The organism is Lysinibacillus irui (assembly GCF_028877475.1).
GTDB lineage: Bacteria > Bacillota > Bacilli > Bacillales_A > Planococcaceae > Lysinibacillus > Lysinibacillus irui.
Window position 1 is genome coordinate 3914826 of the sequence record NZ_CP113527.1, and the last position, 23346, is coordinate 3938171.

Annotated in this window: 25 protein-coding genes and 1 riboswitch; of the genes, 8 read left to right on the plus strand and 17 right to left on the minus strand. The window is 36.7% G+C overall.

Going from position 1 to position 23346, the window contains the following annotated elements; translation table 11 throughout:
* Positions 1 to 62 precede the first annotated feature (62 nt).
* Complete coding sequence (locus OU989_RS19690; protein ID WP_274794627.1) at positions 63 to 527, plus strand: hypothetical protein; 465 nt, start codon at positions 63 to 65, stop codon at positions 525 to 527.
* Positions 515 to 802, plus strand: coding sequence for a DUF2653 family protein (locus OU989_RS19695; protein ID WP_274794628.1), 288 nt, complete (start codon positions 515 to 517; stop codon positions 800 to 802). Before OU989_RS19690 ends, OU989_RS19695 begins: the two co-directional genes overlap by 13 nt.
* A gap of 50 nt (positions 803 to 852) precedes the next feature.
* Here the strand turns inward: OU989_RS19695 and OU989_RS19700 are convergent, their stop codons facing one another.
* From OU989_RS19700 to OU989_RS19715, 4 genes are all read right to left on the minus strand, one after another.
* Positions 853 to 1221 carry an ion channel gene (locus tag OU989_RS19700; protein WP_274794629.1) on the minus strand — a complete coding sequence of 123 codons (369 nt, stop codon included), beginning with the start codon at positions 1219 to 1221 and terminating at the stop codon, positions 853 to 855.
* 105 nt (positions 1222 to 1326) lie between these two features.
* Positions 1327 to 2949, minus strand: a complete 1623-nt coding sequence (locus tag OU989_RS19705; protein WP_274794630.1) for an S-layer homology domain-containing protein — start codon at positions 2947 to 2949, stop codon at positions 1327 to 1329.
* 109 nt (positions 2950 to 3058) lie between these two features.
* Positions 3059 to 4225 (minus strand): endonuclease Q family protein, encoded by a 1167-nt coding sequence (locus tag OU989_RS19710; RefSeq protein ID WP_274794631.1) that lies wholly within the window; start codon positions 4223 to 4225, stop codon positions 3059 to 3061.
* Between the two features lie 66 nt (positions 4226 to 4291).
* A complete protein-coding gene (locus OU989_RS19715; protein WP_274797398.1) occupies positions 4292 to 4462 on the minus strand; it encodes a hypothetical protein in 171 nt (56 codons plus the stop codon).
* 298 nt (positions 4463 to 4760) lie between these two features.
* Between OU989_RS19715 and OU989_RS19720 the strand changes: the two genes are divergently transcribed.
* From OU989_RS19720 to OU989_RS19730, 3 genes are all read left to right on the plus strand, one after another.
* Positions 4761 to 5339 carry a TetR/AcrR family transcriptional regulator gene (locus OU989_RS19720; protein WP_274794632.1) on the plus strand — a complete coding sequence of 193 codons (579 nt, stop codon included), beginning with the start codon at positions 4761 to 4763 and terminating at the stop codon, positions 5337 to 5339.
* Positions 5340 to 5410: 71 nt separating this feature from the next.
* Positions 5411 to 5764 carry a DMT family transporter gene (locus OU989_RS19725; RefSeq protein WP_274794633.1) on the plus strand — a complete coding sequence of 118 codons (354 nt, stop codon included), beginning with the start codon at positions 5411 to 5413 and terminating at the stop codon, positions 5762 to 5764.
* Entirely contained in the window at positions 5764 to 6078 is a 315-nt protein-coding gene (locus OU989_RS19730) for a DMT family transporter (protein WP_274794634.1), read from the plus strand. The genes OU989_RS19725 and OU989_RS19730 overlap by 1 nt, the downstream gene beginning before the upstream one ends.
* 39 nt (positions 6079 to 6117) lie before the next feature.
* On the opposite strand, the gene OU989_RS19735 is transcribed toward OU989_RS19730, so the two are convergent.
* The 4 genes from OU989_RS19735 to OU989_RS19750 form a co-directional block, all read right to left on the minus strand.
* A complete protein-coding gene (locus tag OU989_RS19735) occupies positions 6118 to 7341 on the minus strand; it encodes a dicarboxylate/amino acid:cation symporter (protein ID WP_274794635.1) in 1224 nt (407 codons plus the stop codon).
* Between the two features lie 92 nt (positions 7342 to 7433).
* Positions 7434 to 8288, minus strand: a complete 855-nt coding sequence (gene dapF / locus OU989_RS19740; RefSeq protein WP_274794636.1) for a diaminopimelate epimerase — start codon at positions 8286 to 8288, stop codon at positions 7434 to 7436.
* Positions 8289 to 8336: 48 nt separating this feature from the next.
* Positions 8337 to 9128: a heme ABC transporter ATP-binding protein gene (locus OU989_RS19745; RefSeq protein WP_274794637.1), complete on the minus strand. Its 792-nt coding sequence runs from the start codon at positions 9126 to 9128 to the stop codon at positions 8337 to 8339.
* A gap of 5 nt (positions 9129 to 9133) precedes the next feature.
* Complete coding sequence (locus OU989_RS19750; RefSeq protein WP_274794638.1) at positions 9134 to 10180, minus strand: FecCD family ABC transporter permease; 1047 nt, start codon at positions 10178 to 10180, stop codon at positions 9134 to 9136.
* 144 nt (positions 10181 to 10324) lie between these two features.
* A riboswitch (cobalamin riboswitch) is annotated at positions 10325 to 10513 on the minus strand.
* Positions 10514 to 10656: 143 nt separating this feature from the next.
* On the opposite strand from OU989_RS19750, the gene OU989_RS19755 reads away from it, so the two are divergent.
* Positions 10657 to 11253: a biotin transporter BioY gene (locus OU989_RS19755; RefSeq protein WP_274794639.1), complete on the plus strand. Its 597-nt coding sequence runs from the start codon at positions 10657 to 10659 to the stop codon at positions 11251 to 11253.
* 122 nt (positions 11254 to 11375) lie between these two features.
* Positions 11376 to 11945: a YdhK family protein gene (locus tag OU989_RS19760; protein WP_274794640.1), complete on the plus strand. Its 570-nt coding sequence runs from the start codon at positions 11376 to 11378 to the stop codon at positions 11943 to 11945.
* Between the two features lie 41 nt (positions 11946 to 11986).
* On the opposite strand, the gene OU989_RS19765 is transcribed toward OU989_RS19760, so the two are convergent.
* The 6 genes from OU989_RS19765 to OU989_RS19790 form a co-directional block, all read right to left on the minus strand.
* A complete protein-coding gene (locus OU989_RS19765; RefSeq protein ID WP_274794641.1) occupies positions 11987 to 12679 on the minus strand; it encodes a response regulator transcription factor in 693 nt (230 codons plus the stop codon).
* Complete coding sequence (locus tag OU989_RS19770; RefSeq protein WP_274794642.1) at positions 12651 to 14051, minus strand: HAMP domain-containing sensor histidine kinase; 1401 nt, start codon at positions 14049 to 14051, stop codon at positions 12651 to 12653. The genes OU989_RS19765 and OU989_RS19770 overlap by 29 nt, the downstream gene beginning before the upstream one ends.
* Before the next feature lie 111 nt (positions 14052 to 14162).
* A complete protein-coding gene (locus tag OU989_RS19775; protein ID WP_274794643.1) occupies positions 14163 to 14705 on the minus strand; it encodes an NADPH-dependent FMN reductase in 543 nt (180 codons plus the stop codon).
* 63 nt (positions 14706 to 14768) lie between these two features.
* The gene (locus OU989_RS19780) at positions 14769 to 15386 is read right to left on the minus strand and encodes a nitroreductase family protein (RefSeq protein ID WP_274794644.1); all 618 of its coding nucleotides are present in this window, start codon (positions 15384 to 15386) and stop codon (positions 14769 to 14771) included.
* Positions 15387 to 15454: 68 nt separating this feature from the next.
* A complete protein-coding gene (locus tag OU989_RS19785; protein WP_274794645.1) occupies positions 15455 to 16438 on the minus strand; it encodes a ring-cleaving dioxygenase in 984 nt (327 codons plus the stop codon).
* A gap of 52 nt (positions 16439 to 16490) precedes the next feature.
* Positions 16491 to 16925: a MarR family winged helix-turn-helix transcriptional regulator gene (locus OU989_RS19790; RefSeq protein ID WP_274794646.1), complete on the minus strand. Its 435-nt coding sequence runs from the start codon at positions 16923 to 16925 to the stop codon at positions 16491 to 16493.
* A gap of 151 nt (positions 16926 to 17076) precedes the next feature.
* Between OU989_RS19790 and OU989_RS19795 the strand changes: the two genes are divergently transcribed.
* The gene (locus OU989_RS19795) at positions 17077 to 19062 is read left to right on the plus strand and encodes a catalase (RefSeq protein WP_274794647.1); all 1986 of its coding nucleotides are present in this window, start codon (positions 17077 to 17079) and stop codon (positions 19060 to 19062) included.
* 36 nt (positions 19063 to 19098) lie between these two features.
* On the opposite strand, the gene OU989_RS19800 is transcribed toward OU989_RS19795, so the two are convergent.
* The 3 genes from OU989_RS19800 to OU989_RS19810 form a co-directional block, all read right to left on the minus strand.
* Complete coding sequence (locus OU989_RS19800) at positions 19099 to 19563, minus strand: YusW family protein (protein WP_274794648.1); 465 nt, start codon at positions 19561 to 19563, stop codon at positions 19099 to 19101.
* Positions 19564 to 19657: 94 nt separating this feature from the next.
* Positions 19658 to 21868, minus strand: coding sequence for a YcdB/YcdC domain-containing protein (locus OU989_RS19805; RefSeq protein ID WP_274794650.1), 2211 nt, complete (start codon positions 21866 to 21868; stop codon positions 19658 to 19660).
* A 117-nt stretch (positions 21869 to 21985) separates the two neighbouring features.
* The gene (locus OU989_RS19810; protein ID WP_449826345.1) at positions 21986 to 23158 is read right to left on the minus strand and encodes a glycosyl hydrolase family 18 protein; all 1173 of its coding nucleotides are present in this window, start codon (positions 23156 to 23158) and stop codon (positions 21986 to 21988) included.
* Positions 23159 to 23346: the final 188 nt, after the last annotated feature.

Below are 23346 nucleotides of genomic sequence, written 5' to 3' on the forward strand. Positions count from 1 at the left end.
ATATTACTATATAAGAAATAGTTTATGACCAAACTCAAAATTATATTGGAGGAATGTAAGTAATGAAAAAAATTCTTGCCGCTCTTTTTGCAGCGACACTGATATTTTCAACGGTTGGTGCAACATTATTCATTTCAGATACACCAACGGCAGAAGCTAAATCCTATAAATCAGGTAAAAAAGGCTTCTCTAACAATAATAATAGCTCGAATATCCAGAAATCACAGGATACTTCTAAAGATCAAAACAATGCAACAACAAATAAATCTAATTCAACATCTACTAATAAAGTGGATACTACTAAAAAAGGTGGCTTTTTCTCAGGAGGTCTGATGAAAGGCTTAATGCTTGGGGGACTTGCTGGTTTATTATTCGGTAGTCTATTTAGTGGTATGGGGTTACTCGGAAATATTTTAGGTTTATTAATTAACGTAGCGGCAATTGTCGTTATTGTGATGCTTGTCATAAAAATTGTGAATATGTTTAAAGATAAAAAGCGTAAAGAGGAAGCACAATGGCACAAATAATTAATGAGCAAGATATTATTAATGCGATTTGTTTATCTCAGGCATATTATAAAAACATCCGCCCAGAAGATGTGCTAGTTGAATTAACATACGATGATGATACAGGCTTCGGTGCTGAGGTTGAAGTAAACGGTCAAATTGAGATGCTCAATACGGCAGCCATGATTGGCGCATTACGTGTTTGGATTAAAGACGTTCTACATGGTGACCCTTTCTCAACAGGAATTGAGCTAGTTTTAGACGATGAAGAAGGCATTATTGCCAAATTATCATAATAAAAATAGCAGTACAATGAATCCTTCATAAGATTCATCGTACTGCTATTTTACTTTTTCATCCGTTTCTTCACCTCTTCTTTTTCTTCTTCATTAAGAGAAAAATCGACTATTGAACGGCCAAGCATTAATAGCATGATAAACATGACTCCCGTACCAACAATTAAATAGATCATTGTGAAAACTTTAGAATATGCCGTAGTTGGATAGAGCCCTGTTTCTACGCCTGTTGGAATCAAACTGACAACTGCAAAATACATAGCGTCCAGCCAATACCATCCTTCAGTCCCCTTGTAAAACAATGTTCCTGAAAGAATGATTAAAAACAGTGTAGTAAATAATGAGATAAACTGTGGTCGCTTAAATGACCTCCACAATCCTTTCGCTAATCTTTTAGCAGATAATATAAATGAGAGCATCCCTAACCTCCTTTTTTCTGAACGTTCTATAACATAGTTAGACTATACGTTGTTTTTAACAAAAACGTCAAAAGGTAGAGGCAAATTACCTCTACCTTGTAAACTTTATTTAATCAATACATGACTAAGGTTTGTAAATATTTTCGCTGCTTGACCTCTCGTTGTGGCAGATTCCGGAGAGTATTTCCCCTGATTCCCTGTCACAATCCCTAATTCATATAACATAGAGACTGCACGTTTTGTTTCAGCATTATAGGAGGCTACATCTGAAAATGGCGATTCAGCTTTTGCAATATATGGCTGATTAAATTGTTGCTCATAGGCACGTTGAATCATTAATGCTAATTGGGCACGTGTAACAGACTGTCCAGGATTAAATTTCCCATCCGTTCCCTTTACGAGACCATGTACATATGCTGCTGCAATTTCAGACTGCATTGTAGCATCATAGTTTGCAATGTCCGTAAATGGTGCTTTTTCCGTTGTAGTTAAGCCCAAGCTTCTTACAAGAATAGCAGCAGCTTGAGCACGAGTTAGACTACTCTCAGGTCGAAATGTACCATCGGGATAACCATTCATAATACCGGTTTCTGCTACATTTTGAATATACTCTTTCGCCCAATGATTCTCTGTATCTGTGAAACTTATTGCTCCCCTTGTAGTAAACGTAACTGTAGGGTTTTGAACACTCTCATTTCCAGCTGCATCTATTGCTTTGATTGAAACACTGTAGGCAGTATTTTCTGTTAAATTTTCGAGCGTCATCTTAGTAGTATTCGCATTCAATGTACTGGCTAACTTACCATTCACATAAACATTGTAATTTGTCACACCTACATTATCCATTGCTTCTTGCCAGCTCACCTCTACCGTTGTCTTATCCTTCATATCTATTTGGATTGCCTTCGTTACATCCCATAGAGAACTTGTTTTAATGATTGGTAAAAATGCTTCATTGGCTACCGCAAAGTAACCCGCTTCGCTTAAATGAATGTTTTCTGGATTTGGTAGGTAGTTAGGAATATCCTTTGCCACAACATCATGTGTTGGTACAAAAATGGCCCCTGCTTTTTCAGCTGTTGTTTTGATTGTTGCATTTACTGTAGTCAATAACAGCTTAAATTGCTTTTGTAAGTTCTCACTATAGTAAGGGAAAGAATTATAATAGCCCATCACATATACTTCCGCATGTGGATTTAACTTTTTAATTTCAGCTAGAATCGAAGCTATATTAGATACAGCTTCTTTAGTTGCTTTTACGATAGCTACAGTATCAATCCCTGTAGTTTGCGACTCCTTTAAAAGAGGCAATAAATCATTTGCCCCAGCAGTTAATGTAATAATCTCTGCTTCTTTTATAGAAGCTCTTAATTTTACCTGCTCCTTTGTATAACCAAAGCCTGTTACTGTCTTTTCTACATCGTTTTGTAGATCAGCTAAAACATTTTTGGTTGTGTAGCCAGACATAGCAAAGCCTTTATTATATGAAGCAAGAAAGCCATTTTGCTGTAGAGCCTGTGCAATAAAATCTGTGTAACCTAAACCTATTACACCTACCTCATTCATTCCATGTGCTAATGAGTCCCCCAGTGCTAAATAATCAGTCTGTATAACCCAACTCGGGGCTATGTAATCACTTTGTTCTTCTGCATTAGCTACTGCCGGTATGGTTAATTGCAAAGCTAGTATACTTGCGGCCACATAACGAAATTTTTTTGATAATCGCATATACGCTCTCCTCCATTTAGAAAATAGTCATTGTTTTCACTATTTTACTAGAGGAGGGTTAAAAAAAGGTTAAAATATAACAATCTTTTTAAATTTTTTCATCTTGTATCTAATCTGTCTGAATCTTTCCATAGACACCACCACCACCAACCTCTATTGCTAGTTGGCCTGTTCTTGCTAAATCAATTAAATGAGCAATTTTATGAGGTACTATTCGTTCAAGCTCTTCAATCGTTACATTATGCAGAATATCCATTTCTGTACCAAATGCTTCTATCAAACGTTCCATCATTTTCGGCCCAATACCTGGGATAAAATCAAGGGGGACCTGATGAATATAAGGTGGTCGATATCTTTCTTTCAAAAAATCCTCAGATAGCTCATGTATGCGTGTAGCGACCCCTTTTATGATTTGAGTACTTCCACAGACAGTACAAACCGTTACTTCGTTACTTAGCTGTTCACCACATTTGGCACAGACTGTCTGATGATATTTGCCAAGCAATGGGTTTAGGCCATAATTGGCAATTACTGCTCGACCTTGTTGTTCATGAAGGGCCATTTTTAGTTCTGTAAAATTAGCTTCCTCTAAGCGTAACTTTTGATACTCACGTGCCAATTTCCCAAGTGAATGGGCATCCGAATTACTAACAAACGTGTACGCCTGAAGTTCTTTAATGTGGCTCACCATGTCTGTATCTGAACTTAAGCCTAATTCAATCGCATCTATTAGTTGAGGATCAAAAACTTCCGTTAAACTGCGAAGAACCCCTTTGCCAAACAAACTTTTAAAAGGAGTAAATACATGTGCAGGTATAAAAAGCCCTCCCAATTCATGCACCCTTTGCTGCAAAGTTCGTCCATCACAATATATACGCTGTGAACTTAAGTGAATATTTTTCATATATTGGGACATCCATGTTGAAAAATGCTTCATGAGCTTAAGAGTAGGAAAGTAAGCAAGCACATGAATAGGACCATGGCAATATTGATCATAGATTTCTATTTCCGATCCCGGTATCAAAGTTGTGTCTTGAAAGCGTAATCCTCCTTCCTTCAGTTCCTTTAATTCACCTCGTTCGATCATGTCCATCATTTCTTCAATGACCTCAGGTGAATGACAATCAATAATACCAATCATATCTAACCCTTTTCTTGCACTCGCCATCTCTAAAATCCTAGCTAATGTTAGTGTTTTACTGCCAGTAATTTTCACAGCACGCCCCTTATAAGTACGCCCAATATGAATATGTAAATCTGCATAGAATTCTTTCATTTTCATGACTCCTTTAGCTTTTTTAAAACGAAAATACCTTACATCACTGCAAGGCATTTTCATTTATTATGATGGATGATTGTTGGTCGTGCTATTATTAGTCTCGTAAGCACCAGAACCAGGTGTTGGCATAGAAGAAGAATCATAAGCCACTAATGTCACACCAATCTTTTTTTCAAGTTCATTAATTTTTGCAAGTTGTTGTGGATCTAATTGAGCAAATTTTATATTATCCATTATCATCATCCTTTCAATCATAAAGTTCCCTGAAATCATGATAACTATGCAAATAATAATACATCCACTTGATTGCCATAAATCTTCGCTTTCACGCTAATAAACAATCGTCCCAAACTAATCTTTTAAGCTGACGAGTAGGAATGTTAATCCAAAGACTCATGTCCTGCAACAACTGAAGTCGTATTGTCTTTTTTAAGGTCTAGAGGAAAATGACTGACTATCAGTCATTTTTTGTTGACATTCATTTTCTTCTCCTGTAACATACTAATCAAGTAAGGCAAAAGTGAGGGATTGCATGTCAAAGGAAGAAAAGATTATTCAAGCTGCTATTGAAGTTTTTCGTGAAAAAGGAATTGAAAAAACAAAGGTTTCGGATATCGTCAAAGCTGCAGGGATTGCCCAAGGAACTTTTTATCTCTATTTCCCGTCTCGCCTTTCTGTTATGCCTGCTATTGCAAAACATATGGTTGAAAGAATTATTGTAACCTTAGAAGAAGGTATTTCTATTGATAAACCTTTTGAGCAACAACTAGAAGAGGTTGTTGAGATGATTTTCTTAATTACGAAAGAATATGGCGATATCGTTGCACTCATTTATGCGGGTATTGCTCAAACAGAGCATTTAAAAGAATGGGAAAATATTTACGCCCCTTATTATGCTTGGATGGGTAATTTTTTATTATCTGCTCAGCAACAAGGAATGATTCGTGATTCTATCGATCCATCACGTTCAGCAAAGCTTATTATTGGTCTCATAGAATCTGCTGCAGAACAAATTTATTTGTTTGATGATAGCAAAGATGAAACGATGAAGCTACTAAAGCTTGAGCTTCTAGACTTTTTATATCATGCACTTGGCCTACGTCACACATAAGTGGCGTTCTTCTTTACCTCAAAAATGACTGAATGTCAGTCATTAATATACTATATGAAAGGAAATTTTTTATGCAAAAAGAATGGGTTTATGTTGGACTAACAAGTTTATTTGAGTTGTTTTGGATATTTGGTTTTAATGTAGCTAACTCTTGGTGGCATTGGGTTATTATTGTGTCTATGATTGCTCTTGATTTTCACTTTTTATCAAAAGCATGTGAAAAATTACCTACTGGCACAGTCTACGCTATTTTTGCTGGAGCAGGTGCAATCGGTACTACATTAATGGATATTTTTATTTTCGATGGAGAGTTTAATGCCATTAAAGGTATTTTTATGTTGATTTTAGTATCAGGCGTTATCGGGTTAAAACTTGCAGATAGCTCATCAGCAGAGCATGAAGAACAGAAAGAGGTGAATGCATAATGGGTTGGATATATATAGTATTAGCAGCAATGTCAGAAATTATAGGTGTTGTAGGTTTACGCTTTTATAGTCAAAATAAAACCGTACGAAATTTATTAATATATATCGGTGGCTTTGGATTATCATTCGCCCTTTTATATGCATCATTCAATTATTTACAGTTAAGCATTGCCTATGTTGTTTGGGTTGGTATTGGTACTGTTGGCGCTGTGCTTGTAAATATCATTTTCTTTGGAGAATCAAAAAACCTAACACGTATTATAAGTATTATTGCTATTATCATTGGTGTTGCAGGTTTAAAAGCAGTCTCTTAATCGGACAATATTACAGGACGCCCCTCAGAGGCGTCCTTTTTAATCCACTTCTTGCTGTATCCAATCTTTTCCTTCTATTGTTCTTGTTACAATCATACTTGCCACAGTATCACCTGTAGCATTTACCATTGTAGCAGGAGGGTCTACTACTACTCCTATAGCAGAGATCATCGGTAAAGCTTGAACTGGTAGACCGTACAATGTGACTATAAGCATTTCTCCAATGAAACCTCCACCTGGAATACCACTCATCACAATACCTGATAGTAAGGCGACGCCAATTGCGGTTACAAAAGTACTGAATCCTGTAAAATCCATATTAAACACACCGAAAACAAACGCTATTTTCAATATGGCGGACAAGCATGAGCCATCCATATGAATGGTGGCACCAAGCGGTAATACGGTTTCACGAATATCCTTTGGCACTCCAATCTGTTTGGCAGCTGTTAGATTAACAGGCAGTGTTGCAAAGCTACTTCCTGTACCTAATGCTGTCACAGCAGGCGTTAAAATATTTTGCCAGAACTTTATAACTCCTACTTTTCCACCTGCAATAAAAGCGTATAAAGTAAAGCCGATTAAAAAATAAAGGATAGCAACAGGATAGTAGAGAATGATGGCTTTAGCATAATCCCCAAGCAATGCCGCTCCAAAATCCCCTATTAATGTTGCAAAATAAGCCATTAATCCAATTGGTGCATAGTACATCACTAGCTTGATGACCTTCATAAATACTTCCGAACCACTTATTAAAAAACGCGCAAACGGCTTACCTGCTTCTCCTGTTAATCCTGTGCCAAGCCCGATTAAGACAGCAAATAAAATAAGTGCTAGCATATTACTTCTGGATAATAAATTCATAAAATCAGGCACAGTGAAGGTGTTAACTAATTGTTCAGCAAAGCTTAAATCCTCTGTTGTTTCAGGGGATACAATCTGAACGGATACCTCAGCCCCAGGGGGATAAATAGTAACAGCAATTAACATGATAATGGCGGCAATAATGCCTGTTGCTATAAATACGAGCATCATTGAGCCCATAATTTTACCTAAACGTTTGAGGCTTTCCATACTAGCAACGGAGGATGCAATGGAGAAAAACACTAATGGCACAACAATCATAAATAATAAATTAATAAAAATATCACCAAAAGGCTTTAACACCGTAGCCTTCTCACCAAAAAGCAAGCCAATAATAACACCTAGAAGAATGGCAATTAATAAAAACATAGAAAACCGATAAGCCCTCAGTTTTCCCATCTTCACATCCCTTCAAGGATCATTTACACTTCAGTGATATTGCTTGTAAATTTTTTAAGCATGCTCCGAAGAACAATGTGACTTGCTAGACGCTATAAAAATTCGTATATCCCCTCTGCAATAAACTCCGCTGGGCCTCGCATCCAAACATGGTCATCGTCAGCCCATCGTATGTTTAAGTCACCTCCACTCAGATGAACAGTTATCTCTTCTCCCCTCTGACAAAAACCATTTAAAATAGCAGCTACTACTGCAGCACAAGCACCTGTTCCACACGCCTCCGTAACACCAGAACCTCGCTCCCAAACTCTAAATTGTAAGGCTTTTGAATGGATGACCTGTACAAATTCAACATTAACACGATTAGGAAATCTCACATCATTTTCTATAATGCCTCCTAGTGTTCTTAACGGCGCTTTTTCTATATCATCGATAAAAAATACCGCGTTTGGATTTCCTAAAAACAACGCTGTTAGGAACAAATTATGTGGAGGCACTGTAAATAATTCATTGATGACGAGCTTATTAGGGGTACCTAACATCGGTATATCTTTACGATACAATAAAGGTTTACCCATATCGACAATCACATCTATGACTGTATTATCCTGAACCACTACCTCTACGTACATAATGCCTGCTTTTGTTTCAATTGTAAAAAACTTTTGTCGCACAATTTGGCGTTCAAAAATATATTTTGCAACACAGCGAAGTCCGTTTCCACAGTTAGATCCCTCTGTACCATCCTTATTAAAAATGCGCATACCACAGTCAGCAATTTTAGAAGGTTGAATAATAATTAATCCATCCGAGCCAATGCCTGTATGGACATTTGCTATCTTTTTAGCTAATTCACAAAAGATATTGTCATTATAATCATACCTGAAAAGATCAAGATAAATATAGCTGTTGCCAATACCATGCATTTTCGTAAAGGCTATTTTCATACATTCACTCCTTGTAAAGGATGGTAGATGTATAGACTTTTAACTTTCTTATGATTGGTTAACCTTTTTGGCAAATTGCTCTGGAACATATGTAAGATAAGGCTTACCAGTTAGTGGATGTATTTGAATATCAGCAAAAACATGAAATACTTCCCGTAACAACGTTGGAGTAAGTACTTCTTCTGGCGTCCCATGACAAACTATTCGTCCATTCTGTAAAACGTAAATTTGATCACAGTACATTGCTGCGATATTTAAGTCATGTAAAGCCGCGACTACAGTTAAATGTAGAGTTTGAATTAAGTCCATAAGCTGGAGTTGATGCTGTATATCTAAATGATTCGTCGGCTCATCTAATATCAATACCTTAGCTTGTTGTGCCAGAGCACGTGCAACCATTACGCGCTTTTTCTCTCCACCGGAAAGAGAGCTAAAGCTTCGTTTCTCCAAATGTGAAATACCAGTTTGTAGAAGAGCATCTGCCACAATTCGGAAATCTTGTTCTTGATCAAGCTCCAATAGTTTTTTATGTGGCGTTCTTCCCATACTGACTAAATCATGTACGGTGAAGTCAAATAAAACAGGTGTTTCTTGACTAACAACGGCTAAATTTTTAGCAATCGATTTACTTGATTGCTTTAAAATATCTTGTTCGTTTAATAATACCGTACCACTTTCCGGTTTTAGCAGACGGTACATATTTTTTAGCAATGTGGATTTGCCGCTACCATTAGGGCCAATGAGTCCAACAAGTTGTTTTTCTTTTATTTGAATACTTACTTCATGTAGTATACGCTCATCGTAAATGGAGAATGATAGCTGCTTTGCTTCTAATGTCATATAAGTTAGTCTCCTTCACCGAAAGAATAATTGTTACGACGGAGTAGCCAAATAAAAAATGGTCCTCCACAAAAGGCCGTTATAATACCAATTGGCATTTCTTGAGGTGCGATGATTATTCGGGCAAAAGCATCTGCCCACACTAAAAAGATTCCTCCAATTAAAGCACTAATAGATATCACATATTTATAGTTTGACCCCACAATTAACCGAACGATATGTGGAATGATTAATCCCACAAATCCAATAGAGCCACTGACTGCGACAAGTACACCAGTTAACAACGAAACAAGTAAAATGAGCTGAATACGAAATTGCTGTAAATTAACCCCTAACGTTACAGCTGCCTCTTCCCCTAGTAATAATAAATTTAAATTTCGATAGTGTAGCCATAGTAGCCCAAATACGAGGAAGAATATGAAAGCCGGGATTACAATATTATTCCACTTGGCTCCAGCTAGACTCCCTAGCATCCAAAACATAACAGCCTTTAAAGCCCCTTCTTGTTTCGACATCATCAAAATGAAATTGGAAACGGCCGTTAAAATAAAGGACACAGCCATCCCCGCCAATAACAAGCGAAAAATTGAGACACGACCACCAACTCGTGATAAGAAAAATACGAGCGCAATGGCAAGTAATGACCCTAAAAATGCAGATACAGAAAGAGCATAGATTCCTAAAAATGAAAAGGCACCTAAAATAATTACTGAGGTCGCTCCAACAGCTGCACCTGACGAAATCCCTAATATATAAGGGTCAGCAATGGAATTTCTCACAAGTGCCTGAATTGCTGCCCCAGCAATAGCTAGACCAGCTCCAACAATAGCTGCGAGTAAAACACGTGGTGCTCTTATTTGCCAAATAATGATTTCCTGTGAGCGACTCCAGTCTTGCTCTATGCCATTTTGTATAATGGGGATTTTAGAAAGAATAACTTTCCATACATAGAAGGGTGTAACTGATACAGACCCAACCATAACGGCTATTGTCATAGAAACGATTAATACGAAGAAAAGTATTAAGGAAAAAAACATAAATTTTTTATTCATCCGTTTAAAGCTCCTACTAAGTATTGATGGATGAAGCAATAAAAAAAGGTATTCCATACGAAAATACGCATAGAAATACCCTAGATTAAACAAAGTCAGAAAATATCCAGCTATTGTCCGTAATTGCTTGCATCCTCGTGGGCATTACAGGTATTACTAATGGCAGGTCTCCTGGCTTCGAATCAGCATCCTATAATGGCCTTCCCATACTAACACAGTGGCAAAAAATATTATAAGACTCCTCGTTACAGTTGCGGGACAGCGTCGGACTTCCACCGACTTCCCTTTTAAGTGACATTCAAAAAATATCACACCAATAGTACTTAAAGTTATAAAATTGTGACGATTCTATCATACATTTTTATAATTAGTTAGTCTACACTATAATTGAGTTAACTTAAAATTAAAATAAGGTTGACACAATTATATTCGTTTTTTACACTAGCAGTAAGAAGGTTTATAACGAGGTGAAATTTATGGCTACTGCTACACAACAGAGTCATCATAAATTAAGAACTATTGACATTACCTATATTGGGTTATTCTCAACACTTATGATGATAGGGGCTAATATTACCTCCTTTGCCCCATTTATGATGGTGGGTGGTGTACCGATTACACTACAAACGTTTTTTGCTATTTTAGCAGGACTGGTTCTTGGTAGCAGAAAGGGTGCGCTCGCCTGTACAGTTTATATGTGCATAGGATTAGCAGGAGCGCCTGTTTTTGCTCGTTTTGGTGGGGGAGTTGGACAAATTTTAAGCCCTACCTTTGGGTTTATTATTACATTTATTGGAGCAGCATTTGTTGCAGGACTAATTGTAGAACGAAGTGCAACAAAGAAAAGCTATATTGCGGCAGCGTTAATCGCAACTGCGCTTAATTATTTCCTAGGGACAAATTGGATGTATTTTGCCTACAAACTATGGGCAAGTGCACCAGAGGTCTTTTCATATAAACTAGCTTGGCTCTGGATGATCCCCCCACTACCAAAAGATTTTATCTTAGCGATTTTCGCTGGCATCCTCGCCTATCGATTACAAAAAACATTGAAAATCATGCCCATTCAATAAATAATTCCTCACATCTTTCTTGTTAGATGAAAGATGTGATTTGATTTTTGGTAGTAGATCATGTCCATTATTTCTGCACATTTATTTGCTACAGTATTAGCAAATAGTGAGGAGGATATGACATGATATTCAAACAAAAATGGTCAATGGCACTACTATCAGTATTAGCTTTACTTACTTTATCTGCTTGTACGGAGGATCAAACGAAGCCTGCGTCTACATCTAATCATACGACTGAAGAAATGGATCATTCGACAATGAACCATTCAAGTTCAGGCGAAGTACCAGCTACATTAAAAATTGCTGAAAATCCGAAGTTTCCTGTAGGAAGTACAGCTATTATTACGAACGGGCATATGGACGGTATGAAAGGTGCAGAAGCAGAAATAGTCGGGGCCTATGATACGACTGCTTATGTTATTTCCTATGAACCAACTACAGGTGAAGAACCTGTTAAAAATCATAAGTGGGTCATTCACGAAGAATTAATTGATCCCGAAGAAGCACCTCTGGCTCCTGGTACAGAAGTAAAAACGGATGCAGCGCATATGGAAGGTATGGAAAATGCGCTTGTCCATATTGAAGAGGCTGTACAAACAACTGTTTATATGGTGGATTACACTTCCACTTTAAATGGTGAGGCAGTAAAAAATCATAAATGGGTAACAGAAGAAGAGTTAACTTCAAAATAATTTAAACAACCTCTCCCAGTAGGTATGGTAGAGGTTGTTTTCTAGTTTTTATGTTCAAGTGCTGCGGACTTATGCCATTTATAACCGATACCCCATACTGTTTGTAAATAATCATCCGCAGGGAAGCCGCTTTTTCTTAATTTTTCTCGTAAATTACGCACATGTGAATCAATCGTACGATCTTCAATCATTACATTATATCCCCAAACTGTGTTGATAAGATGTTCTCTGGAAAATACTTTATTTTGATGATTTAAAAATAAGGCTAGCATGGAAAATTCCTTTGGTGTTAATGAGATTGCCTTTTGTTGAAAATAAAGTTCAAACGCTTCCTTATCTAATCGTAGCCCCTCAATGCATATAACTTTTTCATCTATTTTCGCCCTTCTTAATACCGCATGTATACGCGCTAATAACTCTTCCTCATCAAAAGGCTTTAAAATATAATCATCAGCACCCATGTTTAAGCCTTTTACAATATCAGCATGCTCTCCTTTTGCCGTAAGCATAATAATAGGCACATCCCAAAACTTCCTAATTTCCTGGCAAGCTTGCCACCCATCCATCTCCGGCATCATAATATCCAACAGAACTAAATCCACATGCTCTTCTTCTAAATAATCGAGTCCTTCTAGAACGGACGACATGGCTCTACAATGAAAAGTAGGCTCTAAGTAAAGGGTCAATAAATCTAACATTCTTGGCTCATCGTCTATGCATAAAATAGTCTTCATTCGCTTCTACTCCCTTAAACAATAATTCAAAAGTAGTTCCTTTATTGATTTCACTGCTAACCTTCACTTTCCCCCCATGTGCCTCTACCAATTCCTTAACAATAGCAAGTCCTAGACCAGAGCCACCTAGAGCACGACTACGGGATTTTTCCACTCGATAAAACCGTTCGAAAATATAAGGTACATCCTCCGCTGGAATCCCTTTTCCTGTATCTTTCACAATGATGCTTATCACATCTTTGTTTTTTTTAACAGTGACTGAGGTGGTTTCTCCAGGTGCACAGTAGATTAACGCGTTATTTAATAGATTAAGGAGGATTTGCTCTAGTCTTGCTTCATCTGCCCATAGAAGTAAGCCTTTTTCACAATGTACATCGAAATATATACCTTTCTCTTGAAAAGCAGGATGTAATTTTTCTTCCATGCTTGTAATAAATGAATGTAGCTGGATACATTGTTTTTCAATTACAAATGAGTTTTCATCCATTTTCGCTAAATCAAATAAATCCTTGATGAGTCGAGAAAGTCTATTGGTTTCTTCTATTATAATGGCTAAATACTTTTGACGATCTTGCTCTATCAAATCCCGTTTGGCAAGAATGTCGGTATAGCCTTTAATAAATGTTAGTGGGGTGCGGAGCTCATGTGCAATGCTTGACAAAAACTCCTTACGCTCTTGCCTTAAATGATTTAAGTCATTAGACAACAGTTGGATGGCATTCGCTAAATCACCAAGTTCGTCTTTTGAATTCGTAGAAAGGTCGACTGTAAAATCACCTTTACTCATGTTCAATGTAGCCTCTTTCATCTGGATTAATGGTTTTGCAAGCTTTTTAGATAGCACGATAATCACCGCTATAGTGACAAGACCAGAAACAATGCCAACTATAAGAAAATGCTTATTTAAACGTTTCATTAAGGCGTGGATGGAATCTGTATGTTGAAACATAAAAACGTAGCCAATCGTTGTTTGCTGTTCTTTAATAGGACTGATAGTGGCAATAGCCTTAGCCTCTTGCCAGTTAGCTTGCAATACTCTTCCCTTATAAGGTATTTCCCCGTCTATCTTACTGAACATATCTCTAATTTCTGGATGGGGTTGCGATGAAGCTAGTATTTCTCCCTGATGATTAGTAACCACTACATCCGTACTTTCATCCGATTCCATAAGTACTATATGGGCCAAGGTTTCGTTATTAAAGTTCTGTTCTAATATTGTACGATGGGAGTTTCCCCTTGCTTGTAAGCTTGCTAATTCCTCTTCAACACGAGAATTAGTCAAGGAGGCATGTAAAAAAAACATCATAAATGTTTCGATACAAAATAATGTGATGAAAAAAATGATACCTAACTTCAGTGATAACTTTCTCATCTATAACCACCATTTTTCTTTTTCTTAAAAGTATAACGTGTAAATGTGAAAAATCCATGCAGAAGTAAAAAAAGCCCATAAGTATATTGAATACCTATGGGTCAGATTAATTTAAATGTATTTTTTTGCCCAGTTTAAGAAGTTATCAATGACAACGTCAAGGAATTTCACAGTGCCTTCATCTGTTAAATTGCCTTCTGCATCGAATTTAGTGTGAACAGCACCAATATAAACATCATTGCCACTTAGTAATGGTGAGTTAATACCAGGAGAGAATAAAATATCTCGTAAATGTAATTGAGCTTTTACAGTACCTAAGTTCCCCATAGATGCGCCCATAATGATAGATGGCTTACCAATCATTACTTTATCTACACGAGACAACCAGTCAATGGCATTAACCATCACACCTGGAACTGTACCATTATATTCTGGTGTAACCCATAGCACAGCATCTGCTGCTTTTACTTTTGCTTTAAAATCAAGAACTTCTTGTGGTGCTTCATTTTCGATATCTTGATTGTACATTGGTAAATCCTTTAAGCTTAAAACTTCAAGCTCTAATTTTTCTGTATAACGCTTTTGAATAAAGTGAGCTAATTGCATGTTATAAGATTCTTTACGAATACTACCAACGATGGCTACTACTTTCATGATGTTTCCTCCTAAATGTACATTAAACTTAGTATTTGTATAGCTATTGTATTTTATACCACTTTAATAGTAAGTGGCAAATTCTTCAACTGGCTTTCGATAACCACGAAGACGACGACTACTTTCTTTTTCTTTCCCAATTGTGATCATTAGAGCTATTTCATGTGTTTCTGGTACATTAAATAGTTCACGCATTTTTTGATCATCAAAACCAATCATTGGACAAGTGTCCCAGCCGCGATTTTTTGCAGCTAGCATAAATAACATGGCAGACAAAGATGCATTACGAATTGCTTCATCTTTCATAAATGCATCCCCACGTTCTTCATAAAAGTTTGTATTTTCAGCTACTAGCTCATCTAATTCACAAGCTGTAATAATACCTAAATCAACCATACCTTGACTTAATTCAGCAGTATTTTTATACGCCTCTTTATCACCTAATACAAGTATTACCGCTGAAGCTGAATGTACTTTATATTGTCCATAGGCTGCTTCTCGAACCTTTTCTTTCATATCTTCATCCAACACCACTATATAATTAGCATGTTGTAAGTTAAATGCTGATGGAGCGAGCTTAACATCCTCCAAAATAGGACGTATGTCTTCCACAGTCATTTTGACGTCCTTGAGAAAATTATTAGCAGAGCGACGCTTATCAATCAGCTTGGAAAATTCCATTTTTAAACCCCCAATACAGTTATGTATTCATTCAGTAGAGAAACATCTCTCTACTGAATGGAATAGTATTACTCATATTCTTTATCGAACGTAATAGAGCTTCTTACAGTGTCAATTGGACGTACAAGTCCTTCAATCTGTGCGCGTTTAGGTTCTAAAAATGGTGGTAATGATAATTTTTCTCCTAGTGTTTCATATGGCTCGTCTCCCATAAATCCAGGACCGTCAGTAGCTAATTCAAATAAAATTTGCGGTGCAACTCGTGCGTACAATGATTCAAAGAAATGACGATTTACATAGCCAGAAGTGTGGAAACCAAAGCTTTCAAAGCGTGCAGTCCATTCATCTAATACCGCACGATCTTCTACACGGAAGGCTGCATGGTGAACTGTGCCAAAACCTTGACGAGCAACTGGTAACACAGTGTTATGCTCAACAATTATTTGAGCGCCATTCCCTCCCTCACCTACTTCAAATAGGTGGAAGTCGCCTTCTTCAGCAATTTCTTTAAAGAGCATTACTTTTTCTAACATATCTTTAAAGTATTTAAAATTGGCCACACGGACGAATACTGGACCTAATCCTGTAATCGCATATTCAAGTGGAATAGGGCCATCTTGCCAAGGCGTACCAGAAGCAACACCTGTATTATGTTCATCAGAAATAAGCTGATAGTGCTGATCGTCAAAATCAACGAACGACAGAGTTTTCGCACCAAATTGTTCCTTAATACCAGTATGTTTTACATTTAAACGATCAAAGCGTTTAACCCAATAATCTAAAGCTGCGTCCGTTGGTACACGGAAAGAAGTTTTTGAAATTTCATTTGTACCATGCACTCCTTTTGGAATGTTCGGGAAATCAAAGAATGTCATATCAGTTCCTGCACTACCTTTATCATCCGCAAAGAATAGATGATATGTTTGAATATCATCCTGATTCACTGTTTTCTTCACTAAACGCATTCCTAAAACAAATGTAAAGAATTTGTAATTCTCTTCAGCACTACTTGTGATAGCCGTTACATGGTGTACACCTTTTAAATGATTCATTTTCTATTCCTCCTATTTATCTCGATATCGAGATATATGTGTAAAAATTTTTTTATTGTTTTAAAGCATTTTTGCCAACCTTTTTAAGAGACAAAATCATTGTGTCCAGCTCTTGAGATTCCAATACTTCAAAAATCTCATTTATTTTTTGTTCATGCTTAGGGAAAATCTCTTCCATCAATGTCTGTCCCTCATACGTTAATAATACGTAAGTAACACGGCGATCTTTTGGACACGACTTTCGATATACAAAGCCTTTTTGTTCGAGCTTATCAATCACATAGGTAATACTACTACTTGCAATTAATATTTTTTTACCAATTACTTGAATAGGTTGTTCTCCGCGATGGTACAAAAATTCAAGAACCGAAAACTCGGTTTGATTTAAATCATATTGAAGTAAATCTCTTTTAGTTGCATCCTGAATCGTTTGATATGCTCGGAACAAGACCGTAAATGCTTTTAAGTTACGATTGTTATCCTTCATACGACTCCCTCTTTTACTTCGAATTCAATTATCTTTAATTCGAGATAATAATAACACATTCATTTTTAATCGGCAACTATTTTCTTTCTTCATGTTTGTTATCTTCTTGTACGGGTAGAAGGTAGTTGTAACTTATAAAGGAGGATTCTAAATGAAAAAAGATGTAAATCAAAAACAACAGCAGCTAGAAGCATTCCGAGTAAGTGATAAAGGTCAACCTCTCACAACCAATCAAGGCTTGAAAATATCAGAAGATGAACATTCATTAAAAGCAGGTGAACGAGGACCTACTTTAATGGAAGATTTTCATTTTCGTGAAAAGATGACGCATTTTGATCATGAACGAATTCCTGAAAGAGTAGTACACGCACGTGGATCTGCAGCACACGGAATTTTTGAAACATATGAATGTGCAAGTGACATTACAAAGGCACAATTTTTAAACGGAAAAGGAACCAAAACACCTGTCTTTGTTCGTTTTTCTACTGTTGCAGGCTCAAGAGGCTCAGCAGATACTGTCCGTGATGCACGTGGCTTCGCTACAAAATTTTATACACAGGAAGGTAATTACGATTTAGTCGGCAATAATATTCCTGTATTTTTTATTCAGGACGCTATTAAATTCCCCGATTTTGTACACGCAGTAAAACCTGAACCGAATAACGAAATTCCTCAAGCTCAAAGTGCCCATGATACATTTTGGGATTTCATTGCAAACAATCAGGAATCTGCTCATATGGTGATGTGGCATATGTCGGATAGATCCATTCCACGAAGTTACCGAATGATGGAGGGCTTTGGTGTGAATACCTACCGCTTCGTCAATAAAGAAGGAAAAGCGCATTTTGTTAAATTTCATTGGAAACCTAAACTTGGCGTTAAATCACTTGTCTGGGATGAGGCACAAATCATTGCCGGAAAAGATCCCGATTTCCATCGTAGAGATTTATGGGAATCAATAGAGCGTGGTCATTTTCCAGAGTGGGAGTTGGGTGTGCAGCTAATTCCTGTTGAAGATGAGTTTAAATTTAGTTTTGATATTCTCGATGCCACAAAAATATGGCCAGAAGAGGAAGTTCCAGTACGCATTCTTGGTAAGATGACATTAAATAAAAACGTTGATAATTTCTTTGCTGAAACAGAGCAAGCTGCATTCCATGTCGGACATGTTGTACCTGGTATTGATTTTTCAAACGACCCTTTATTACAAGGTCGCTTATTCTCTTATACAGATACGCAGTTAATAAGACTTGGAGGACCAAACTTCCATGAAATCCCTATTAATAAACCGATCTGTCCTTTCCATAATAATCAGCGTGATGGCTATGGCCGACAAACAATCAATGTTGGGCAAGTTAGCTATCATAAAAATTCCTTAGCTAGTAATACACCAAGCCCTGTCTCTGAAGCAGATGGAGGATACACACATTATCAGGAAAAAGTGGAAGGCCATAAAGTACGTGCACGTAGCGATAGTTTTAAAGACCATTTTTCACAAGCGAGATTATTCTGGCTTAGTATGACAGAAATTGAGAAAAAGCATATCATCAATGCCTTTAGCTTTGAATTAGGAAAAGTAAAGAATAAATCGATTCGAAAACAAGTTGTAGATATGTTTGCTCATGTCAGTTATACACTCGCAGCGTCTATCGCAGATAATATTGGTATTATTCCGCCAGTACAAAAAGAGGTACCCCCTATTACACAAACTTCACCTGCTGTTAGCCAGATCATCAATGCTGTTGAAAGTGCCCAAACTTCTAAAGTAGCGGTAATCGTTTCAGAAAACACGAATGAAAAATTAAATGATCTGATTGCTACTCTATTAAGTGAAAATATAGTAGTTGAACTTGTGAGTACTAAACAGGGCATAATAAATGGTTATGAAGTTCACGAAACATTTTCTACTACTTCTTCAGTGCTCTATGATGGTGTTTATGTTACGGGGACATTCCAAGATTCCTCACTACAAGTAAAATCAGAACAGTTCATTGAAGAGGCCTATCAACATTGTAAAACGATAGGCTTTACAGAAAATATTTCGTTTTTACAGCATATTGCCAATCAAAATGGTGTGACAAACAATCTAAACTCTTTTATTCATTTACTTGCAAAACATCGACATTGGGTACGCTAATCAAAAAGCCAGCTAACGTTTGTTAGCTGGCTCATATTATTTAATTCGTTTAAATTCCTTTTCATTGCCGTCAACAAACTCTACATCCACCTCAATGGATTGGAAGCTATCATCAATATTAAATACTTTGATTACTTGATCAATCACTTCATCATTAGGCGTTGTCGAATCAAAATTCAACTGCTTAAATAACGGCTCTAATTTTGTATAAGCCTCATCACCCTGCAGTTTTTCATTTTTTCGATCATCTTGTAACTTTGCCTCTATCCCTGTTTTCTTATCCTCATACTCTACCTCATAAGACTCCGTTGCAGAGTAATCAACATCTAATGAAAACTCAATAAAATTAAATGTCATTTGGTCTGTAGGCGTTTCACCAGTTTGTTGACTAGCATTCTGATCTGCTGGTGCATTAGCAGGTACATCCTTAACTTCATCCTTATTACAACCATAAAGAATGACAGTTACTAAAGAAACTGCTAATAAAAGTTTACATTTCATATAGACACTCCTTTCTTACATATTCTTCCCCGTTTCCTTTCAAACTAACCTAAAAAAGACATCCCCTTCAATTGAGGAGATGTCTTTGGATTTATTAATAGTAGAAGTTGCGATCACTTGTATTTTCTTGAATTGCTTTTGCTAAACGGACAGTTGAAACAGCAAGGTCTGCATAAGACACATTCTTAGTGGCATTAAAGTTATTTTGCTGTAAATCAATTAGTCCCATACCATTTGCTATGGCAATATGACCTGCATACGCTGGATCAATAGATGCCGCATCAGCAAAGTTTAGTTTGTAAATCTCCTTTAATTTCGCAACATTTTCTAATTGTAAAATTTTAACTGACCAAACTGCTAGCTCTTGGCGTGTTAACGTTTCATCAATTGCGAATTGATTTGCTGGTTGTAAAATTCCCATTCTTACTGCTTGTTCAACAGTTCCATATAATGGATGATTTTTATCGATATTGTTGAACGATTGCTTCTCTCCATCTCCGCCACCGTAATAGCCATATGTTAACGATTTCAGTAAAATCTTTAATGCCTCACCCTTTGTTATAGCAGCATCCGCGTTAAAGTTTGCTAAATCTTTAACTTCTAACACATTTTGATTTAAAAGATAATTTAATTCATTGGCTGCTGTAGGGTGTGAAATCGTAGGCTTCTCTTTTGAGCTATCTACCTGATATAACCACTCACCAGTAATTGCATCAATTTGATTAACTACACTACCATTGAAGATAGGAGCATACACTAAATCATACTGTTGTTTATCTTCTGTATTTTGTTTTACATATTGTAGCTGTAATGTAAGTGCATTACTATATGCCTCTTTTGCTTTTTCATTTGGTATTGCTTGGCTAATAGACGGCCAGTTATTTATCTTTTGTTTATTAACATTCAATGAAAGTAGTGATCCATCAGAGTCAATACCTACACTTATTTCATCTCCAACAACTGCAATACCATTCACTATGCGTGGGAAGGAGAAGTAATATGTTTTACTATATTCATCAATTGCGGGCTCATCGATCGGCATTGAATACTCATGTAAATAAGAAGGAGACCATTGCTTTAAGTATTCAATCGCCTTCGATAATGCAGCATCCTTAGAAAGGACATTTGTTTTATCAGAATTTGTAAAGTCTCTCTTTAGATCGTGATACTGTACAATGTCGCCTGTGGCCTTATTAATTTCAAAAGTCGTACCAGAACCACCATTACTGTACATATACATATAATTTATTGAATAAATTGTCTCACCATTTTCATTTTCTCTTTCATCAACCATTTCAATATTGAGCTTCGCCTTGTCATCGTCAACTTTTAAGAAAGTTTTAGCAAATTCTTCAGCGTCTGCTACTGTCATACCACTTTTTCTTGGTGGTAACTGCTGTGAAGATATTTTTATGGCACTCTTCGTTTTTGGAACTTGTGTAGAAAAGCCATTCGTTGTTTGCCATTGCCCCGTTAATGCATGTACACCATTAAATCCTGAAGCTGGCATATAGACAAGCTTCACATTACGTGTATCTGAAGAATAATCAACATAATAACGAAGTTCAACCGCTAAATTATCACGTACTTGTGAAACCATTTCTTCCTCATTCTTTTTCTCACTTACATTATCAAAAGATGCTTTATTTATAGATTCTGTATTACGATACATTCCTGTTATTTCTCCATTAGCAAGAACATCAATAGTAATACTTTGATCACCAATCAGCACATCATTATAAGTTGGTGAATAAGAGAATGAATACGTAATTGGTTGGGATAATGGTCGATTGAATCCCATGTTAATATAGTTTAATCCATCATTACGAAGTTTATAGTTCTCTGTATTTGCAAATTTTTTCAGGAAATCTTCTGCAATTTTTTTTGCTTCATTCTCTGAATATTTTGCGGGATACATTGCTTCTGTAATATTAGCTGGCTGGTAATAGAAATGCTCTAACTCTAAATCTTCTCCTTTAAATGTAAAGCCACCATAAATATCTTTACCATTCACTGTTTTATGGAAGTTTAAATCATAACGGACAGTTGTATCATCTCTATAGAAATGACCTCCCCCAGAATTAAAGTCGTTATCCGTTACAAAACTGAACTCATTAGGGAATAGTGCACGTAATTTTTTAATCAGCATGCTTTTTGTAACCTTTGTCTCTGATGCTGCAAGCTGAATTTCAATGCGCTCTGATGGTTCCTTCACATTTGCAGATGCTTGGGAAATTGGTGTAAGAACACCAACTGAAAATGCTGTAGCCGTTAAAATAATACCTAACTTTTTAAATTTACCCAAAATATCCCTCCTAAAATACTATTTACCATAATTATAATATACTTTACTATAATTAGAAATGCATTTGACAGTAAATTTCCACAAAGGAAACATATATTGGGTAATCCTTTGACTGTATCATTTCTTCACCACGTCAAAATTAGCACCTATTAATACCCAATTTTGTGGGAATGGTAATCCCAATTTCCAATAGCCAATACCACGAAGATTATACTGTTTGACAAGATTAAATTTAGCTTGAATAGATCTAGCATCCTCAAACCACACCACATGAGCTCTGCCTTGTTCATCATAGTATTCAAAAAATGGTGCTTGGGCACGCCAATCATACTGAATCGCAGCATTGTAACGTTTGGCAATTTCAATAGCTCTTTGCGGACTAAGCGCCTCTGCATTTGGTCCTCCCTGGACAAATGGTAATGTCCAGTCATAGCCATATAAATTTTGCCCTAGCATAATTTTATTTGCAGGCATTTCACTAATTGCATATTTTACAACTTCTTCTACTTCTGGGAGAGGTGAAACAGCCATTGGTGGGCCTGCCGAATATCCCCATTCATAGGTCATTAGTAAAACAAAGTCCACGATTTCTCCATGTGCCTTATAATCATGCGCCTCCGTCCATGGATTGCGCTCACCTGCACTTATTTTTGGTGCTAAGGCTGTAGATACTGTATATCCTTGTGCATGGAATTTTTCTACTGCCCTTCTTAAAAAATCGTTATAGGCTTGTCGTTGGTCACCTGGTAAATTTTCGAAATCAAAGTGAATGTCTTTAACGTCTCCAAGTTGTCTAGCTTCCGCAAGAATATTCTCAAAGAGTAAATCCTGAACAGCAGTACTTTGAAAAATATCTCTTGCTAATTCTCCGCTAAAACTAAAATTTTCCAGATTCGAAACGACCATAGCAAGAGATGCCCCAGTATCATTTGCAATTTGTGTCACACCTTGACTTGGTGGACTTTGTAGAGTACCGTCCCGTCTTGCCTCATAACTAAATAAAGCTAAATATGTTAAATAGGGACCCGCTTCTCTAGCTTGATTCAAGAGTGTTTCACTAACAGACGTTCCTCTTGGCTCTAAGTACGCTAATGTTTCTGCCTTTGTTTTTGGAGGTTGTGGAATATACAATCTCATTCCAACAGTTAATGGCTGATTCGGATTAATACCATTTACTTGAGCTAGTGTTACATAATTAATACCGAAGCGTTGTCCGATTGACCACAAACTATCCCCGGGCTGTACATAATAAAAGCTCCCGATAATCGGTATTACAAGAGCTTGCCCCACAACTAAACGATTTGGCTCTGGAATTTGATTGGCATCTACAATACTCTGTACCGTTGTCCCATATGCTTGCGCTATACCCCATATAGACTCACCAGCTCGTACAACATGTATTTGAATGGTTTTGCCTCCTTCTAGCTTGATAAAATCATACCTATAAAGCTTATGAATTCCGAAAAGAAAAGATGCCT

What these genes read in the sequence shown, in the direction of transcription:
- OU989_RS19690 (WP_274794627.1), top strand. Translation starts at nt 63, where the DNA reads ATGAAAAAAATTCTTGCCGCTCTTTTTGCAGCGACACTGATATTTTCA.
- OU989_RS19695 (WP_274794628.1), top strand. Translation starts at nt 515, where the DNA reads ATGGCACAAATAATTAATGAGCAAGATATTATTAATGCGATTTGTTTA.
- OU989_RS19700 (WP_274794629.1), bottom strand. Translation starts at nt 1,221, where the DNA reads ATGCTCTCATTTATATTATCTGCTAAAAGATTAGCGAAAGGATTGTGG.
- OU989_RS19705 (WP_274794630.1), bottom strand. Translation starts at nt 2,949, where the DNA reads ATGCGATTATCAAAAAAATTTCGTTATGTGGCCGCAAGTATACTAGCT.
- OU989_RS19710 (WP_274794631.1), bottom strand. Translation starts at nt 4,225, where the DNA reads ATGAAAGAATTCTATGCAGATTTACATATTCATATTGGGCGTACTTAT.
- OU989_RS19715 (WP_274797398.1), bottom strand. Translation starts at nt 4,462, where the DNA reads ATGGATAATATAAAATTTGCTCAATTAGATCCACAACAACTTGCAAAA.
- OU989_RS19720 (WP_274794632.1), top strand. Translation starts at nt 4,761, where the DNA reads ATGTCAAAGGAAGAAAAGATTATTCAAGCTGCTATTGAAGTTTTTCGT.
- OU989_RS19725 (WP_274794633.1), top strand. Translation starts at nt 5,411, where the DNA reads ATGCAAAAAGAATGGGTTTATGTTGGACTAACAAGTTTATTTGAGTTG.
- OU989_RS19730 (WP_274794634.1), top strand. Translation starts at nt 5,764, where the DNA reads ATGGGTTGGATATATATAGTATTAGCAGCAATGTCAGAAATTATAGGT.
- OU989_RS19735 (WP_274794635.1), bottom strand. Translation starts at nt 7,341, where the DNA reads ATGGGAAAACTGAGGGCTTATCGGTTTTCTATGTTTTTATTAATTGCC.
- dapF (WP_274794636.1), bottom strand. Translation starts at nt 8,288, where the DNA reads ATGAAAATAGCCTTTACGAAAATGCATGGTATTGGCAACAGCTATATT.
- OU989_RS19745 (WP_274794637.1), bottom strand. Translation starts at nt 9,128, where the DNA reads ATGACATTAGAAGCAAAGCAGCTATCATTCTCCATTTACGATGAGCGT.
- OU989_RS19750 (WP_274794638.1), bottom strand. Translation starts at nt 10,180, where the DNA reads ATGAATAAAAAATTTATGTTTTTTTCCTTAATACTTTTCTTCGTATTA.
- OU989_RS19755 (WP_274794639.1), top strand. Translation starts at nt 10,657, where the DNA reads ATGGCTACTGCTACACAACAGAGTCATCATAAATTAAGAACTATTGAC.
- OU989_RS19760 (WP_274794640.1), top strand. Translation starts at nt 11,376, where the DNA reads ATGATATTCAAACAAAAATGGTCAATGGCACTACTATCAGTATTAGCT.
- OU989_RS19765 (WP_274794641.1), bottom strand. Translation starts at nt 12,679, where the DNA reads ATGAAGACTATTTTATGCATAGACGATGAGCCAAGAATGTTAGATTTA.
- OU989_RS19770 (WP_274794642.1), bottom strand. Translation starts at nt 14,051, where the DNA reads ATGAGAAAGTTATCACTGAAGTTAGGTATCATTTTTTTCATCACATTA.
- OU989_RS19775 (WP_274794643.1), bottom strand. Translation starts at nt 14,705, where the DNA reads ATGAAAGTAGTAGCCATCGTTGGTAGTATTCGTAAAGAATCTTATAAC.
- OU989_RS19780 (WP_274794644.1), bottom strand. Translation starts at nt 15,386, where the DNA reads ATGGAATTTTCCAAGCTGATTGATAAGCGTCGCTCTGCTAATAATTTT.
- OU989_RS19785 (WP_274794645.1), bottom strand. Translation starts at nt 16,438, where the DNA reads ATGAATCATTTAAAAGGTGTACACCATGTAACGGCTATCACAAGTAGT.
- OU989_RS19790 (WP_274794646.1), bottom strand. Translation starts at nt 16,925, where the DNA reads ATGAAGGATAACAATCGTAACTTAAAAGCATTTACGGTCTTGTTCCGA.
- OU989_RS19795 (WP_274794647.1), top strand. Translation starts at nt 17,077, where the DNA reads ATGAAAAAAGATGTAAATCAAAAACAACAGCAGCTAGAAGCATTCCGA.
- OU989_RS19800 (WP_274794648.1), bottom strand. Translation starts at nt 19,563, where the DNA reads ATGAAATGTAAACTTTTATTAGCAGTTTCTTTAGTAACTGTCATTCTT.